Origin of the sequence: Candidatus Megaera venefica (assembly GCF_034554655.1) — a bacterium.
Classification (GTDB): domain Bacteria; phylum Pseudomonadota; class Alphaproteobacteria; order Rickettsiales; family Rickettsiaceae; genus Megaera_A; species Megaera_A venefica.
On sequence record NZ_JARJFB010000023.1, the window covers coordinates 1 to 14,670 of the forward strand.

Genomic DNA, 14,670 nt, shown 5'->3' on the forward strand with positions numbered 1-14,670 from the left:
GATAAATAAATGATGGATTTTTATCTTTAGGCAAGGCCTAATTTTTATAACTTCAACCTGCTCATTACCATAAGTTAACTAAGGGTTAGTCTTTTATACCTTGGAATAATAGGTAACTTGATAATAACATTTGTTACTCAGATAGAATGAATTTATAATCTTTTTACTTTTATACCTAAGTAGCACAGTGATGCAATCTAAGGTTTAAATAACGCTTGACATAAGCTTTGTAGATATTTTACAATAATATTTAGAAATACTTAAATTAATCGCGCTAATCGTGCAACTTTTAAAGTATTTTATAGATGCAGAGCTTCCAGGACTTAATCAGTCCGATATAGAAGTTAGAATCAACGATAATATTTTGACTATAAAAAAAGGTAAAAAGGAAGAGATCATCATGAGAGATAATAGGTTTGTGCAACGCTCCGTTGTGCAGCCTAGTATCCGTCGACTCAGGTAGTAAACGCTAAATTCGAGAATGGTATTTTGCATATAAAAATACCAAAACAAGAAAAAGAAACTTCTAAAAAAATTGAAATAAAAAGCTAGGATAAAGAATTAAGCCACAGAAAATAGCTATTTTGGCCAAGTTAGTTAGATAGATAGACCCCAACCCCTAGGCTGTTCTGTGTCTAGGGTTATTAGGCCTGTTGTTATTATACCTAACTTTATTCGGCTCTTTTTTAATATACGTTTTAGAATAAAGGTAAGAGACGATTGTGATACAACAAAAAGCAAACAGAGCAAATAAAGTTGCAATCAACACGCCTCCTAAAGCGGCTAATATCACTGTTCCAAACGCTATAATCGCAATAAAAATTAATGCAAACATTCTGCCTAACTTTGTATCTCTAGCGTGCCTTTCTATCTCCAAGAGATCCATAGAGTGTCTGTGGTTTTGCTCGCGCTGAGCCATATCCAATAACTTCTCAAAAGTACCTGGATAAAGCTCCTCGTATTGTTCCGTCATTTCGATGGGAGGAAGGACATGCTTATATTTCTTACGAATTAGGTTAGCATCACTTTGATAAAAGTTAACAACTCTGCTGTATCCTTTGTTCAAGCGATTATTATCAAAAAATTTTTTACTTTCTTTCATGGTCTATCTTTATCTTCTCATACGAACTACTGATGTCTTGGCTAGCTTGGATAAAATACTCTGAAATATCAACTGTATTAATATATTTTGTGGACACCTGCCCCAACCTAAATACACTCAAAAAACCAGATAAAAAATGCTTCAACATCAATAAATTCTGTTATCAATTTTCTATAATATTAGACTCCGGGATGACCGGTTCACCCCTGAAATTTACTGCATTATTAAAAGAATAGCAACAAGTTCTATAGTTTTTATCGCACCCAGGAATTAAAGTGACTAATTTATGTTTTGTAAAATCAAACTCTGTGTCTAGATCAATGTCAATATTGTTCCCAAGGTGCGATAATATTTTGAACTCGTACTTATTATTTTCTTCCCCAACTGCTAGCAACCTGCCATTTTTAAAATATCCATTATCAAATCCTTCAAATGCACATCTAAGTAAATTCCCAACAAAATCAGTAACTTCAGTCCTTACCGCATACTCTTCTATTGAAACTTTGCACCTACTATCACCAAAATTTGCTCTACATGTCTTGCTGAACATTTGTAAAAGTGACTGATTATATTTGATAACCTCTGACTCACATCGCATCTCAAACTCTAGGTCTTTGCTTAGATATTGAGTACAAAAATAACTTATAAAATGTACTAATTTCCCAGAATTCAAATGAGATATTTTAACCAAAGCCCCGGCTAAATTATCTTTTTTTTGAATACCATCTTGCTCGAAAACTCCTTTTATACAAACATTATTACGAGCAGATTCATCAAATTCTCCAGAAATAAAATTTAAACCAGAATTTGGTATATAATCTATACTATCTATTTTATAAGAAACTGATGATGAAGTTAGATGAAATTCCTCACCATTTTTGCATTTTATATCAAACATATAAATCAAATCTTCTTTTAAACTCATTCTAATACCTCAATCAATTCAGCTTTATCTAAACTTATTGTCCCGTCTTTATTAAAACTGTATTCAAAGTTATCATTAGCAAATCGCACCGGAACATCAAATTCAAAACTGGCCACCAGTTTAACGCCTGTGGGAAGTGGCTTACCTAGATTTACAATTCCGTCATTTAAACCTATGTCTTGCGGAACAATTTCTTCATTATTTAGCCAAAGTTTTAAAGTACTAATTTTAGGTTTTGTTATACTGCGTAAGTAAGGTGCAAAATCATCCTGATATAGCTTTTTTAACTGAAATTTTGTTTCTATATCATCACCAGTAGCAATAATTTGTTTATCAACCTTAAAATCAAAATAATCTTTTAAGCGAAAAGAAAATCTTTTGCCAGCTCTTGCAATAAAAAAGCTATTAAAAGCATCAAACTGAAGCTGAGATAATCTACATCCTTTTAAAAGGTAACGCCTACGAGCTATTTGACTATCCGAGGATCTAACCTCTCGTCCTGACATGGATGTAGCACATGATGTAGTAAATTCTGAAACGCCTACTGCAAATATCTCTATATATTTGGGTAAATTTACGTTATGAAAATTCATTAGTAACCTTCTTTTTTTATAAATGATTTATAATTAATAACTAGTCTATTCAAAACCAAATCCTTTGCTTTCTCAAATTGCATATTATTAGCCTTGATACCATCAATCATATATCCGCCAAATAATCTATTTATCTTGGACAGATTGCTTACTATCAAATCAGAAAGCTTTACTAATAATTGATGATTTTGATCCTTCGCATAAGCTGAAACCTGAAATTCAACCTCATATAGGGCAATATTATGAACAGAGAGATCGTCAGCTTTTGCAACATTTATAAGCAAAAATGGGCTAACTCCATCTTGAATAGCCCCTATATATACTTTTTTAACTATGAACATAATTTCTTTATCCTCTGACAAAGAAGAATAGATTCGATTTTGAAAATCGTGAATAAATGTAAGTGACATAATTTTTTTCTATATGGATTTAAAAATTGTTAGCTATTATTTTTACCTTTTAACACTAGCTCAGGTAGCGACGGTTATTGGTAGTTTTAAATAAGTTGAAGAAGCTTGTAACGTTACACAGGTAAGTAAAGTTTAGTTATATAAGTTAAGTCCTTTATTCAACTATAAAATCAAAGTAAGTATCAGGAAAAGGTTCATCTTTTAAAGTGTAATGCCACCATTCTTCTTGATAATCATTAAATCCATTTTTTTTCATTACTCTTCTTAAATAATTACGTTGGTCTAAGAACTCTTTTTCAATTAAGTTATTATCATGATGGGATGCTTCTCCAAATAGGTCAAATGACGACCCCATATCCACAGTGCCATCATGCAAGAATGGTATAATACTGCCATTTTTTAACTGACGCTTTTGTAAGGTAATGGGTTTAAGGGAATCACCTACTTTTATGATTGATAAGTCCACAGTGCTACCTCGGCTGTGGCCTGATTTTTCAGCAACGTATCCTAATTTAAAAACATCAGCTTTATTAATATTGGGGTAGTATTTTTCTTTGGCAATTTGATCTTCTGAATCCTTACTCCATTTCATAAAAAGATCAACCGCTCTTTGGGGACGGTATGCATCGTATATAACTAAAGAATAGCCGTCTTTTAGTAATTCTTGTTGAACTTTTACTAACGCTATGGCAGCTTTATGGGTTAAAATTACTCGATTTGCGTTGTAACCATCTATTTTTCTACCAATAAAATTTTCGTTAGAAAAATAACGAAGATTCTCAATAATAGAAGGCTCAATCTCTTTTAAATTAACAAAATCCTTAGGTAGTTCGACAGCTAATGCAGCATTTGCTATGAACAAAATTAAACACAATACTAAAAGGTTAAATGTTTCTTTCATATTTTCTCCTAATTTTATAAATTTAAACCTATAGTAGCAATTTTTGTAAGTTATTTAAATAATTAATTTACTATACTTATTCATACCTTAAGGGCAACTATTCCTAACATTCTACCTTTAGAGTCTTCATCAATAATTCTTTTTATCTCAAAAATCTGATTATGAAAGCTAATACGCATGGTCTTATCAATGTCTTTAATGAACCTGGTTGTAAAAAGAAAATACTCTTCTGTGATAACGTTGCCAAACTGCATTCCTTCTAGTAAGATAAACCTGTTGTCACATACCGGTTTCACTTCAGCAAAACTTTCCTCTACTTGCTCCCATTTTGGCTGATCTATTTCAGAATTTGCAATATTTTTAAGAAAAATGATCTTATGAACCATTTGAGAAATCATCTTAGAATTTTTCATATCTACTCACTTGGTTAAATTTTCATAATTCTATACGGCAAATATAAATCTCGAATTTGAGAGTTTAAGTTTGTTCCATTTTCTGAATGCTCGTACATCGATGCAACATGCATAAGTATTCCATGGCTTATAGTGCTCGGTATCTTCTTATGACCTGCAAGATAACCTATTTCAATATCTTGACCGACATAGTCATCATTTAAATAAACTCGATTAGTAGTAGTATTTGCATAACCAAATTTGTTCGTAATTTTTTCTTTTTGTTCTTTTTTAACTAAATAAACCTCCTCAACCCTAAGTATAGGCAGATATCTTAAAGTAAAATCACTTTTAGCATTCTGTATTTTACACTCTATTTGCCTTTGATATATGCTTAGGCCGGTAAAATTTTCTGCCGCTTCTGTTGCCGACTCAATAAGGCTTTGTATCAAATTATCGTCATATTTATGGGAAATACGTAGGTAATTTTTGACCTCCTCTAATGGCCAAATCTCTTCTGCTTTAATGCCTTTTACAAAATAACTTACGATCATTTTTGTACTCCATAAAAAAGGGCCGCTATTTAAAGCAGCCCCAATAACATTTAGACGGAAAACTTAGCAAATTTAATAGCGGCAGGATTTACCACATCACCACCAACTCTTTTAACAGCATAAAACCTAACAAACGGCTTGTCTGTATAGGGATCCCTAATCAAATTAATTCCAGACCTGTCAATTATCTTATATGCTGACTTAAAATCGCCAATTGCAATTGATAAACTGTTAGCACCTATCTCTGGCATATGAGAATCGATAACAATAGGAATTCCAAAAATACTTTGTTCTAATGGAGCAGTAAGTGATTGCTGCCAAATAAATCTCCCCGTCTTATCTTGAAGGGATTGAATAGCTGATAAAGTACCACGATTCATTAAAAAACTAGCATTAGCAAGATACCCATCATCAAGGGTATTTATAAGCTTTAATAGCATTTCAGGCGTAACAGCTGCACCAACTGCTATAGCTTCCACTTTAGGGTCTTTTAGCAAACCATTCGGCTTGTTAGCGCCATCTCCAGTGATAAAAGCTTCGTTTTCCAGCCTAACAAAGCTGTCTATCAAGCGCTCAGCCAACCAATTTTCAATATTTATCTCAGAATCATCGATAATGCTCTGAGTAGCTTTTGGTTGAGCATATATTTCATGTACTTGAATAGTTTTTTTCTTCAGTTTAGGGGTATCTGTATCAGGCCTTGCTTTGTCTTCTCCAATCCATCCAGAGACAAATTTTCCATCTTCAATAATTATGTCTAAGGCTCTTGTCGAAATAGTTTCTATAGAGGCAATTTGACGCATTGGAGACCTTGCGTTGATTCCCGAAATAATTTTTTGACTTAAAGTTGGAGTAATTAGCATTCCTCCTTCTTCTGCTCCACCACTAAGAGATTTCGTTATAAAGTCGCTTTCTATCCCTTTACGTATAAAATTATCTAACGCTGATTTTTCTTCGTTAATTGAAAAATTATCTGTATGGGTGTTTGAAAAATAATGATCCATTTTGTTAATCCTACCCTCTATCTCATTGATTTTTATTTGCGCAGCTGACTCTTTAGCCAAAATTTTTTTTACGTCAAATGCGATTGCTTGTATTTCACTCTCTTGCATATTTCTCCTAAATTTTTTCTAATTTCTTTACTAAATAAGCTAGCTCTTCTAATGATCTGCAGTTAAAATTTGTATCATTTAAACTCCGTTGCTTTATTTGGTTAATTCCAGCCATACTATTTGCCGGAAAGGTAACAATACTTACTTCCATCAGCTCAACGTCATGAATAATACGCAAACCTTGGTTATTGTAATCTGATGATTTGATGGTAAACCCAATACTTAATCCACTGACAGCTTTTTGCTTTATAAGTGCAGTAGCTTCAGAACCTAATAGAGTTTTATTATTAATTTCAGCTTCAATTTTAAGACCATATTCATCTTCTTCTAGACATTTAATAACTCCTATTGGCTTGGTAACATCATGCTGCCAAAGCAATTTAACATTATGACTTTCAGAATTTTTGAAAGCACCTTTTAAAATAATATCATTTTGGTTATCAGTTACTTCAAAAACACTTGCATATCCAATAATAACTGTATTATCAGCCTTACTTGATTTAATAAGAAACTCTGGACTTATCCAACCCTTTTGCAAAATAACCCCCTTTATTAAGTTAGATAATAAACCCCGATCGCTAAAAAACTCGGGTATTTGATAATATTATCTATAATCTATTGATCACTAAGGACTAAAGTGAATTAAATTAAATAATTCTGTGCTTGCTTTGTACTTCTTGAATATTAGAAAAATATAATGTAGAAATTAAACTAATAGTCATCCTGAAAGCAGCTATCAGGATCTACGATGACAAAAAAGATCATGGACTTAAGTTCCGAATGATACGTCGTATGGGAATGATCATGCTCCCATATAGTCACTGCCATCGCATTATTTGTATAATTCTTTAATGTCATTAAATTGAGAATAGTATTATGATATACCTCGGTTGGATTATGATATTTATAGGAATACTTTTCATTATATCAGGAATAGTTGGCCTATTTCGTTTTCCAGATTTTTATACAAAGTTACATGCAGTAAGCGTAATAGAATGTTGCGGCATTCCTTTCTGTTTAATCGGTTTGGCTATGCTGCAAGATAGCTACAGCTCTTCATTTAAGTTATTAGCCATCACAGTTGTACTCTTTATCTTAAATCCAGCATTGACCTTTGCCCTTGGGAGGTCATCACTACTTTATAAAATTGATAAACAAGGGAGGATTAAGTAATTCATATGGAAGAGTTTTTTACCCTACCTTTTAAGATTAGCTTCGTATTAGATAAGATGCTTCTTTTTATTGCATCTTTAGTTTTGCTAATTACTTGTTTCTGGCTAATCATAAGCCGTAATTTAATTGAATCTATCATCATTATGTCTGTATTCAGTTTGTTCATCGGTATATGCTACTTATTCATGGATGCTCCCGATGTAGCCATGACTGAGACAGCACTTGGTGCTTGCTTATCAACTTGTGTCCTACTTAACGTAGCCAAAATCGTTGGAGAAGATACTGGGAAACTAAAAAAATTAAACACCCTATTAGCAGCAATTTTATGCTCCTTTTTTGTGGTTATACTGACCTGGATAAGCCTTGATTTACCATCATTTGGCACACAAGATTCAGAGGTACAAACACATTTAACAAAATACTATCTCCAAAACACAAGGACCGATATAGCCATTCCATCCTTTGTGGCAGCTATACTTGCCAGTTACCGAGGTTACGATACACTCGGTGAAACAACAGTTATTCTGATTGCTGGTCTTGCTGTGTTAGTAATTGTTTCTAGGAAAAATAATCATGCTTAAAGATTTTATAGTAATAAAACTTATATTATCATTTATCATTCCCTACATAACTTTATATGCAATTTATATTCAACTAAATGGTGAAATATCACCAGGTGGTGGCTTCCAAGCTGGTGTAATTTTTGCTACAGGAATAATCGGATATGAACTAGTTTTTGGTAAGGAGCATTTTTTAAGATTTATTTCTATCAAGGCTTTGCTAATATGCAGCGTAATGGGAGTGTTTTTGTATGCAGGAACCGGTGTTGTCTCTTTGATATTCAGCGATAACTACTTAAACTACAACTCACTTCAAAGCAATGCAATTGCCGGACAACATTTAGGAATTTTTTTGATTGAAATTGGTGTTGGCCTTACAGTTTCATCCGTGATGTGCTTAATATACACTTTACTTCGAGAGGACTAAACCTATAAAATGCAACATTTGATATACATATTTGCCATAATTGTACTAAACGCTGGTTTGTTTATAATGCTGACTAGTGACAATTACGTAAGAAAAATTATTGGCCTTGGTGTATTCCAAAGCTCTGTGCTCATTTTTTATATATCACTTGGGAAAACTAGAGACGGCATTGTACCTATAGATATTTGCCAAAATGCATTAAACTGCCCACACATATACTCGAGTCCGATACCACATGTATTGATGCTAACAGCAATAGTCGTTGGGTTTGCTACCATGTCTGTTGGCCTTGCTTTAATTTATCAAATAAAACGTGAATACAACACTGTAAATGCAAGCGAGATAGACCAAAGGAACACCCTACTATGAATATTTTAGCAAAGCATTTCCCAGCGTTACAAATCCTGATTCCGTTTGCTGGAGCACTTTTTGCTGTATTAAGCTTCAATAGATTTTCCGCCTGGCTAATAGCTATTATTAGCATGTCTTTATCTCTGTTGCTCTCAGTTTATGCGTTTCAGCTAACGAAAATGAATGCAATCTTTTATGCTTTTGGAAATTGGCCAGCACCAATTGGTATTGAATATAGGCTAGACCCTCTAAACCAACCCGTTATTATCTTTATAAATGCCGTATTACTATTTTTTCTTATCTTTGGCAAAGAGCTAATTAATGTCACTATTACAAACTATATAGAATACGGTAAACAGCATATTTTCTATTCACTTTTACTATTTGCGCATGTTGGTTACCTAGGCGTCATAAGTACAAATGATCTTTTTAATATTTATGTATTTATTGAGATTTCATCCTTATCTACTTATGTACTTATGTCTAAAGGAAGATCGCCCAAAGCATTGATAGGTGCATTTGATTACTTAATAATGGGAACAATTGGTGCTACGCTTATCCTGATAGGTATAGGCTTCCTTTTTGCACTAACAGGCAGCCTAAATATTTCTGATGTAGCCAATATTTTAAGCAATAACGATAATTCGAGATTAGTAATAACTGCTGTGGCATTTTTCATAACTGGCGTAATATTAAAAATGGCTTTTTTCCCAATGCACTTTTGGATGATCAGGTCCTATTCTTCGACCGCACCATTTGTGCTTTCATACTTGGCTGCAATATCAAGTGTTTTAGGAGTATATATTACTTTACGATTTATACATTTTACTATTGATAATGAAGCAATTATCAATAGTTTATCCTTAATTTTCCGCCCAATCGCTATCTTTACAATAGCAATCTGTACATTTTTAGCTCTTAGATCGCGCGACTTCAAAAAAGTCATTATCTACTCCACAGCTTCTCAAATTGGCTATATATTTTTATTAATTACCATTCCAGAAGCAAAACAACTCTTATTTCAATTGTTGATTGTTGACGCAATAAATAAAATTGCATTATTTACTATTGTTGCACACATACAAAATAAAAAAGAAGATCTAAGATTTATAAACTTTGTCTATATAGAGAGGAGCACTTTTTTCAAAACTCTTGTGGCCTTTAGTCTATTGTTCAGTGCTGGCATGCCTATTACTAGTATGTTTTTAATCAAAATAAATATGTTTGATTTACTAATTAGCAAAAATTTAATAATAGAATTTATAATAGTAGTTTTAGCTTCAATACTTGCGCTTCTCTATCATTTAAGACTGGCGAAAGCTATCTTTTTTAGTCCGCATCATAATGAGACAATAAAAATAGAAACTAAACTATACGGTCTAACAGCAATAGTCGTAATTCAAATAATATCTCTTATTTATATGAATAATATGGCAACGCTTGCTGGCTATACCGAATCGGTTATAGTAAATTGAATTTTAGGTGTACAAACAAACTGCAAGAAGTTCTCCTGAATTTATTTCAGGATTACATGAGACAAAAAGAAGGTGCTGAAACAAGTTTAGCATAGCGATGGTTTTTAACTCAGCAAGAACTGATATAACAAATATTTATAATCTACGAAAAAAATGATGCAACTTGCCGGGCCAAATATTCTAGTAATTCTGACGATATTTATCGGTATAGTTAATCTCATCACTCCCTTCATCTCAAAAGAAGATTCTCCTGTTCGAAGCTTCTTCCTAATTGCTACAAGCGTATCGTTCCTATGTAATGTACTTATGCTTGATTACTTATTTCTCAATGGTATTGAGCCAAGCTTTACTATACTTGACTTTGGAAAATACTCTATCGCTCTGCGATTGGAGTCACTAGGTATGATTTTCTTAAATTTGCTAGCGGTATTGTGGACTTGTTCTCTCTTATATACCATAAAATTCCTGGCAATTAATGAGATAAAGAACAGCAATAGATTTTTGTTTTTTCTTAATTGCTGCATCATGACTGGAAGTTTTATCGCACTTTCAGCCAACCTGTTCACTATGTTTATCTTCTATGAAATGCTTACGCTTTTTACAATACCATTGATTGTTCATTCCACTAATAAAAAATCTACTCAAGGATTGTTTAAGTATTTAAAAATCCTGATGATTAGCGCGCTACTACTCCTCTTGCCAGCAATCATCATTATATATGTTAACACAGGAGGTGGCAACTTTGTACAAGGCGGATTTATTGCCGGTCATTTTAAAGATTCGTACGCAATAATACTACTATTAATGATGATTTTTGGTACCGCAAAATCGGCACTTTTTCCTCTGCATGGATGGTTACCATCTGCAATGGTTGCCTCATACCCAGTCAGCGCTCTACTTCATGCAGTGGTTGTAGTAAAAACCGGGCTATTCTGCACATACAAAATTATCGCTTATGTATTTGGTATTGCTTACTTGCAAACATTATTTGCCAGTTATAATTGGCTAGTTTTGTTCCCTATTGTAACAATAATTTATAGCTCTTTCCAGGTGCTGCGTTTTAATGAAATTAAGATGATACTAGCTTACTCAACCATTAATCAGCTCTCAATAGCGCTGCTAAGCGCCTTTTTACTCTCGCCTAAAGGCTTTGTAGCGGCGGTAATGCACATGATCTCTCACTCCTTTTCCAAGATTTGTATGTTTTATGCAGCTGGCAACATATACAGTGTTAAGAATTCTTATAATTTAAGTGAATTGGTGGGAATAAAAAACACCATGCCTAAAACTAGTTTTGTAATGCTGATAGCTGGCTTATCGCTAATTGGTATCCCACCATTTGCTGGTTTTATAAGCAAGTTTTATATTCTTCTTGCCGCTGCAGAACAAAATAACTTTCTTGTGATTACCATTCTTTTAATTAGCTCTCTGTTTACTGCTGCATATGTGATAAAGATGCTTATTTTTATTTATCGCCCAGCTTCAGAACATTTTATTTTACACCTTAAACTAAAACCATATTTTGTTGAAGAATCTGAGAACGAAAGCACCAATAGAGTTACAAGCTCAAACTATGAGGCTGAGAAAAAATTGCCAACATTCATGATTATTAGTATTATTTTATGCCTATCTGGCGTAGTTGGATTCTTTTTTATACAACAAGTGATAGTAAAATTTTTAGGCTTTATATAATCATATGTACCATCACCCCGCATTTATAGTATTAGCGTTTATCGTTGGTTTGATTGCCACGCGTAAACAGGAGAAAATCTTTAGGTATATCGCTATTTTTATGCCAATTGCAGCTCTAATATCTATCTACATTATGCCCCCACAAGTGATTTTTGATTTATTTAAAACAGAAATTATTTGGGATGGCTCATTTTACAATAAGTTAATCGGCTTCGCTTTTTGCATAGTTCTAATTGCGGCTAATCTTTATTCCATAGGACAAAATAAAAAACTTGAAATAATACTTGGCAGTGCTTACGCAGCATCCTCCTTATTATGCCTGTTTGCTGGCGATTTTCTCTCTCTATTTATTGGCCTTGAGCTAATGATGTTATTTTCATCTTCGATAATTTTTATTGGAGAAGGTCGTTTTAGCATAAGATCAGCAAAAAAATATTTTATTACACATTTTACAAGCAGCAGCCTAATTTTACTCGGTATTGTGCATATTATCTCCAAGAGTAAATCACTTACGCTAATTAGTATTACGTCTTTGATGTCTAATCCTGAATATTCTAACGTTGTACTAATAATGATGCTTATTGGCCTGTTGATAAATATAGCAGCCTTCCCCTTTAGCGGTTGGATGGTGAACTACTACCAAAACGCCTCAACCTCAGGATTCATCTACCTCATTTCATTTACTACCAAACTATCTCTACTGCTCATACTAAAGCTTTTTTCTGGGTTATTAGCCCTAAAATATGTCGGCATAATGATGATACTTTACGCAAGTATTAAAGCCATTCTGGAAAACAACATACTCAAGCTATTGTGTTACCTATCAATTATGGCTATGGGATTAATGTTAATGGGAATCAGTATCGGTAGCTTCGTTGCAATTAACTCAGTCATCTACTACTTGTTCATACATATCTTGTATAAAGCCAGCCTTAGTCTTTGCACAGCAAGTGTAATAGATTCCATAGGGATTATTGATTGCTCTGATCTAAAGAAAATTAGTAATAATACTATTGTACTCAGCTCAATAATTAGTATAGCTATGATGATAAGCCTTCCAGGAACTTCTGCGCTGCAAATTAAATCGGCTATTTCCCATCTATTCTCAGGAGATGTATTCTACCTAGCTCCAATATTATTGAGCTTAATAACAGTTTATTCGCTCCCTTGGAAGAATTGTTTTAAAAAACATGTAGCCAATCAAAGGATATTGCTCAATAACTATACGCAAGCGAGTCTAATTCTCATGAGTTTTGTTTTAATATGTGTTGGTTTATTTGGTAGCAAATTACTGTTTTTAACTAACGGTACAACCTTTGATTATCCTGTTATGTTTAGTTTTGATAGCTTAAAGCAACTTATTATAATATCTCTTGGTTTTTATCTAGCATTAAAATACAAAATTAAAAAATTTCATACAGAATCTATTAACCTGATTGAATGGTTTGGCAAAATATTTTTGCAGTTACATTCCTGGTGGTTCAGCAAAAGTAACGAAGATCCTCCAATCACCGAATCATGGTCAATTGACAGCCTGGAGCATCAAATATCCACTAAATTAACAGTTATTCATAACCAGAAAACAGCTATATTCATCGTGTTTATAGTATTTTTGACGACCCTAATCACACTTTTATTGCTAGCATAAAGGCACACCGTCAAGTTAATACCGCTTGATTAGATACCTAACACTTGCTAGATTTATTAGCTTAGAGTTCAGCAGAACAGTATAAATAAACAAATGGGGAGCTAAACGTAATGACATTGCAAACACCAGCTTGGCCGCATGGCGAAATAAAACAAATTTTTGATGATATCTTTTTTGTCTCTGGAATTAATAAAACAGTACATGATGGTGTTGAATTGCAACATAGTCGTAACATGATAATTGTACGTGAAGAAGGTAAATTATCTCTAATAAATAGCGTCCGCTTGACTGATATTGGGTTGATAGCTTTAGAAAAACTTGGTCAAGTTGATAAAGTTATCAGTATTGGTGCATTCCATGGTCGTGATGATGCTTTTTATGTCAATAAATATCAAGCCGCTCTTTGGGCATTACCAGGTATGCAAAATCAACATGGCTGTCGTATCGACGTCGTATTTACTGCACAAGGACAACAACCGTTTGCCAATTGTTCATTATTAATTTATGCAACAGCAAATTTTCCAGAGGCAGTAATTTATATTAAACAGCATGATGGTATTTTGCTTAGTTGTGATAGTATTAAAAATTGGCTAAGCGCAGATGAGTATTTCAGCGAACAAACTGCTGCTACATATAAAGAGCAAGTTTTTTTTGGTAAGGCAACTATTTCAAAAATTTGGCAGCAAGCGATGGCAGTAAAAGCCAGTGATTTTGAGAGATTAAAACAATTATCCTTTAGACATTTGTTAAGCGCGCACGGTGAGCCACTTCTAAATACTGCATATCAAGATGTTCTGGATACGATTAAACAGGAATATGGTGTGTAAGGAGTTTCTTTTATTTAACAAAATAGCTCCAGAATTTTTATTAATTCTGACTATTGGTCTCCTACGAAATTAAATTTATATAGTCCCTCCGTCAAAACTCTCCCCGCCTGAATTAACAAGGGGTTTCATGTCATAAACAGCTTACAAAATCCATAAGAAAATGGTATAATTACCGCATAAAGCTTACGGATTTTAAAATTATGCCTATAGAAAATATTACTTTTCTCCAAAAACAAGAAAGGTTATTTGAAGAGAAATTATCTACAAAACTAAATCCTAAAAACAAGTTATATAAACTAAGGGATTTAGTAAATTGGTCTGAACTTGAAGCCAGAGCATTGCCTAACATTGAAATCAAGCAATTTGGTAGAAATAAGAAAGATCATAGAGTAATGCTAGCACTATCAATGCTTCAAGCTATGTACAACGGTTCTGATTCGTTTACGGAGGAAGAGCTAAAGGAAAATATTTATTGGCAATATTTTTGTGGTTATGAATATTTGCAGCAAGATCTTGATGTGTCTGAAG

General features: G+C 33.3%; 17 protein-coding genes and 2 pseudogenes. 10 read left to right on the plus strand and 9 right to left on the minus strand.

Going from position 1 to position 14,670, the window contains the following annotated elements; translation table 11 throughout:
• Positions 1–280 precede the first annotated feature (280 nt).
• Complete coding sequence (locus Megvenef_RS09795; protein ID WP_410519748.1) at positions 281–463, plus strand: Hsp20 family protein; 183 nt, start codon at positions 281–283, stop codon at positions 461–463.
• A gap of 5 nt (positions 464–468) precedes the next feature.
• Positions 469–552, plus strand: a pseudogene (locus Megvenef_RS09800) (Hsp20 family protein); the annotation flags it as partial.
• Positions 553–619: 67 nt separating this feature from the next.
• Here Megvenef_RS09800 and Megvenef_RS02405 read toward each other — a convergent pair.
• The 9 genes from Megvenef_RS02405 to Megvenef_RS02445 form a co-directional block, all read right to left on the minus strand.
• Complete coding sequence (locus Megvenef_RS02405; protein ID WP_322776405.1) at positions 620–1,102, minus strand: DUF2335 domain-containing protein; 483 nt, start codon at positions 1,100–1,102, stop codon at positions 620–622.
• A gap of 163 nt (positions 1,103–1,265) precedes the next feature.
• Complete coding sequence (locus Megvenef_RS02410; protein WP_322776406.1) at positions 1,266–2,027, minus strand: phage BR0599 family protein; 762 nt, start codon at positions 2,025–2,027, stop codon at positions 1,266–1,268.
• Complete coding sequence (locus Megvenef_RS02415; protein WP_322776407.1) at positions 2,024–2,620, minus strand: DUF2460 domain-containing protein; 597 nt, start codon at positions 2,618–2,620, stop codon at positions 2,024–2,026. Before Megvenef_RS02415 ends, Megvenef_RS02410 begins: the two co-directional genes overlap by 4 nt.
• A complete protein-coding gene (locus tag Megvenef_RS02420; protein ID WP_322776408.1) occupies positions 2,620–2,961 on the minus strand; it encodes a hypothetical protein in 342 nt (113 codons plus the stop codon). The genes Megvenef_RS02415 and Megvenef_RS02420 overlap by 1 nt, the downstream gene beginning before the upstream one ends.
• A 223-nt stretch (positions 2,962–3,184) precedes the next feature.
• Positions 3,185–3,931, minus strand: coding sequence for a M15 family metallopeptidase (locus tag Megvenef_RS02425; RefSeq protein WP_322776409.1), 747 nt, complete (start codon positions 3,929–3,931; stop codon positions 3,185–3,187).
• Between the two features lie 80 nt (positions 3,932–4,011).
• The gene (locus Megvenef_RS02430; RefSeq protein WP_322776410.1) at positions 4,012–4,344 is read right to left on the minus strand and encodes a phage head closure protein; all 333 of its coding nucleotides are present in this window, start codon (positions 4,342–4,344) and stop codon (positions 4,012–4,014) included.
• Between the two features lie 14 nt (positions 4,345–4,358).
• Positions 4,359–4,877, minus strand: a complete 519-nt coding sequence (locus Megvenef_RS02435) for a head-tail connector protein (RefSeq protein WP_322776411.1) — start codon at positions 4,875–4,877, stop codon at positions 4,359–4,361.
• Positions 4,878–4,927: 50 nt separating this feature from the next.
• Positions 4,928–5,989 carry a phage major capsid protein gene (locus Megvenef_RS02440; protein WP_322776412.1) on the minus strand — a complete coding sequence of 354 codons (1,062 nt, stop codon included), beginning with the start codon at positions 5,987–5,989 and terminating at the stop codon, positions 4,928–4,930.
• Positions 5,990–5,996: 7 nt separating this feature from the next.
• On the minus strand, positions 5,997–6,527 hold the full coding sequence (locus Megvenef_RS02445; RefSeq protein ID WP_322776413.1) for an HK97 family phage prohead protease: 531 nt from the start codon (positions 6,525–6,527) through the stop codon (positions 5,997–5,999).
• 338 nt (positions 6,528–6,865) lie between these two features.
• Between Megvenef_RS02445 and mnhG the strand changes: the two genes are divergently transcribed.
• The 8 genes and pseudogenes from mnhG to Megvenef_RS02490 form a co-directional block, all read left to right on the plus strand.
• A complete protein-coding gene (gene mnhG, locus Megvenef_RS02450; RefSeq protein ID WP_322776414.1) occupies positions 6,866–7,162 on the plus strand; it encodes a monovalent cation/H(+) antiporter subunit G in 297 nt (98 codons plus the stop codon).
• 5 nt (positions 7,163–7,167) lie between these two features.
• Positions 7,168–8,149, plus strand: a pseudogene (locus tag Megvenef_RS09805) (DUF4040 domain-containing protein).
• Positions 8,150–8,158: 9 nt separating this feature from the next.
• Complete coding sequence (locus Megvenef_RS02465; protein WP_322776417.1) at positions 8,159–8,518, plus strand: Na+/H+ antiporter subunit C; 360 nt, start codon at positions 8,159–8,161, stop codon at positions 8,516–8,518.
• Positions 8,515–9,975, plus strand: coding sequence for a proton-conducting transporter transmembrane domain-containing protein (locus tag Megvenef_RS02470; RefSeq protein WP_322776418.1), 1,461 nt, complete (start codon positions 8,515–8,517; stop codon positions 9,973–9,975). Before Megvenef_RS02465 ends, Megvenef_RS02470 begins: the two co-directional genes overlap by 4 nt.
• A gap of 153 nt (positions 9,976–10,128) precedes the next feature.
• Positions 10,129–11,667: a proton-conducting transporter transmembrane domain-containing protein gene (locus tag Megvenef_RS02475; protein ID WP_322776419.1), complete on the plus strand. Its 1,539-nt coding sequence runs from the start codon at positions 10,129–10,131 to the stop codon at positions 11,665–11,667.
• 4 nt (positions 11,668–11,671) lie between these two features.
• Positions 11,672–13,315, plus strand: a complete 1,644-nt coding sequence (locus Megvenef_RS02480) for a proton-conducting transporter transmembrane domain-containing protein (RefSeq protein ID WP_322776420.1) — start codon at positions 11,672–11,674, stop codon at positions 13,313–13,315.
• A 110-nt stretch (positions 13,316–13,425) separates the two neighbouring features.
• Positions 13,426–14,142 carry a hypothetical protein gene (locus Megvenef_RS02485; protein ID WP_322776421.1) on the plus strand — a complete coding sequence of 239 codons (717 nt, stop codon included), beginning with the start codon at positions 13,426–13,428 and terminating at the stop codon, positions 14,140–14,142.
• A gap of 200 nt (positions 14,143–14,342) precedes the next feature.
• On the plus strand, positions 14,343–14,670 hold a 328-nt coding region (locus Megvenef_RS02490; protein WP_322776028.1), incomplete at its 3' end, for a transposase.

Bases quoted from the DNA above. Each gene is read 5' to 3' on its own strand.
- Megvenef_RS02425 (WP_322776409.1), bottom strand. From the start codon at position 3,931: ATGAAAGAAACATTTAACCTTTTAGTATTGTGTTTAATTTTGTTCATA.
- Megvenef_RS02420 (WP_322776408.1), bottom strand. From the start codon at position 2,961: ATGTTCATAGTTAAAAAAGTATATATAGGGGCTATTCAAGATGGAGTT.
- Megvenef_RS02440 (WP_322776412.1), bottom strand. From the start codon at position 5,989: ATGCAAGAGAGTGAAATACAAGCAATCGCATTTGACGTAAAAAAAATT.
- Megvenef_RS02435 (WP_322776411.1), bottom strand. From the start codon at position 4,877: ATGATCGTAAGTTATTTTGTAAAAGGCATTAAAGCAGAAGAGATTTGG.
- Megvenef_RS02485 (WP_322776421.1), top strand. From the start codon at position 13,426: ATGACATTGCAAACACCAGCTTGGCCGCATGGCGAAATAAAACAAATT.
- Megvenef_RS02405 (WP_322776405.1), bottom strand. From the start codon at position 1,102: ATGAAAGAAAGTAAAAAATTTTTTGATAATAATCGCTTGAACAAAGGA.
- Megvenef_RS02430 (WP_322776410.1), bottom strand. From the start codon at position 4,344: ATGAAAAATTCTAAGATGATTTCTCAAATGGTTCATAAGATCATTTTT.
- Megvenef_RS02465 (WP_322776417.1), top strand. From the start codon at position 8,159: ATGCAACATTTGATATACATATTTGCCATAATTGTACTAAACGCTGGT.
- Megvenef_RS02410 (WP_322776406.1), bottom strand. From the start codon at position 2,027: ATGAGTTTAAAAGAAGATTTGATTTATATGTTTGATATAAAATGCAAA.
- mnhG (WP_322776414.1), top strand. From the start codon at position 6,866: ATGATATACCTCGGTTGGATTATGATATTTATAGGAATACTTTTCATT.
- Megvenef_RS02475 (WP_322776419.1), top strand. From the start codon at position 10,129: ATGATGCAACTTGCCGGGCCAAATATTCTAGTAATTCTGACGATATTT.
- Megvenef_RS02415 (WP_322776407.1), bottom strand. From the start codon at position 2,620: ATGAATTTTCATAACGTAAATTTACCCAAATATATAGAGATATTTGCA.
- Megvenef_RS02480 (WP_322776420.1), top strand. From the start codon at position 11,672: ATGTACCATCACCCCGCATTTATAGTATTAGCGTTTATCGTTGGTTTG.
- Megvenef_RS02470 (WP_322776418.1), top strand. From the start codon at position 8,515: ATGAATATTTTAGCAAAGCATTTCCCAGCGTTACAAATCCTGATTCCG.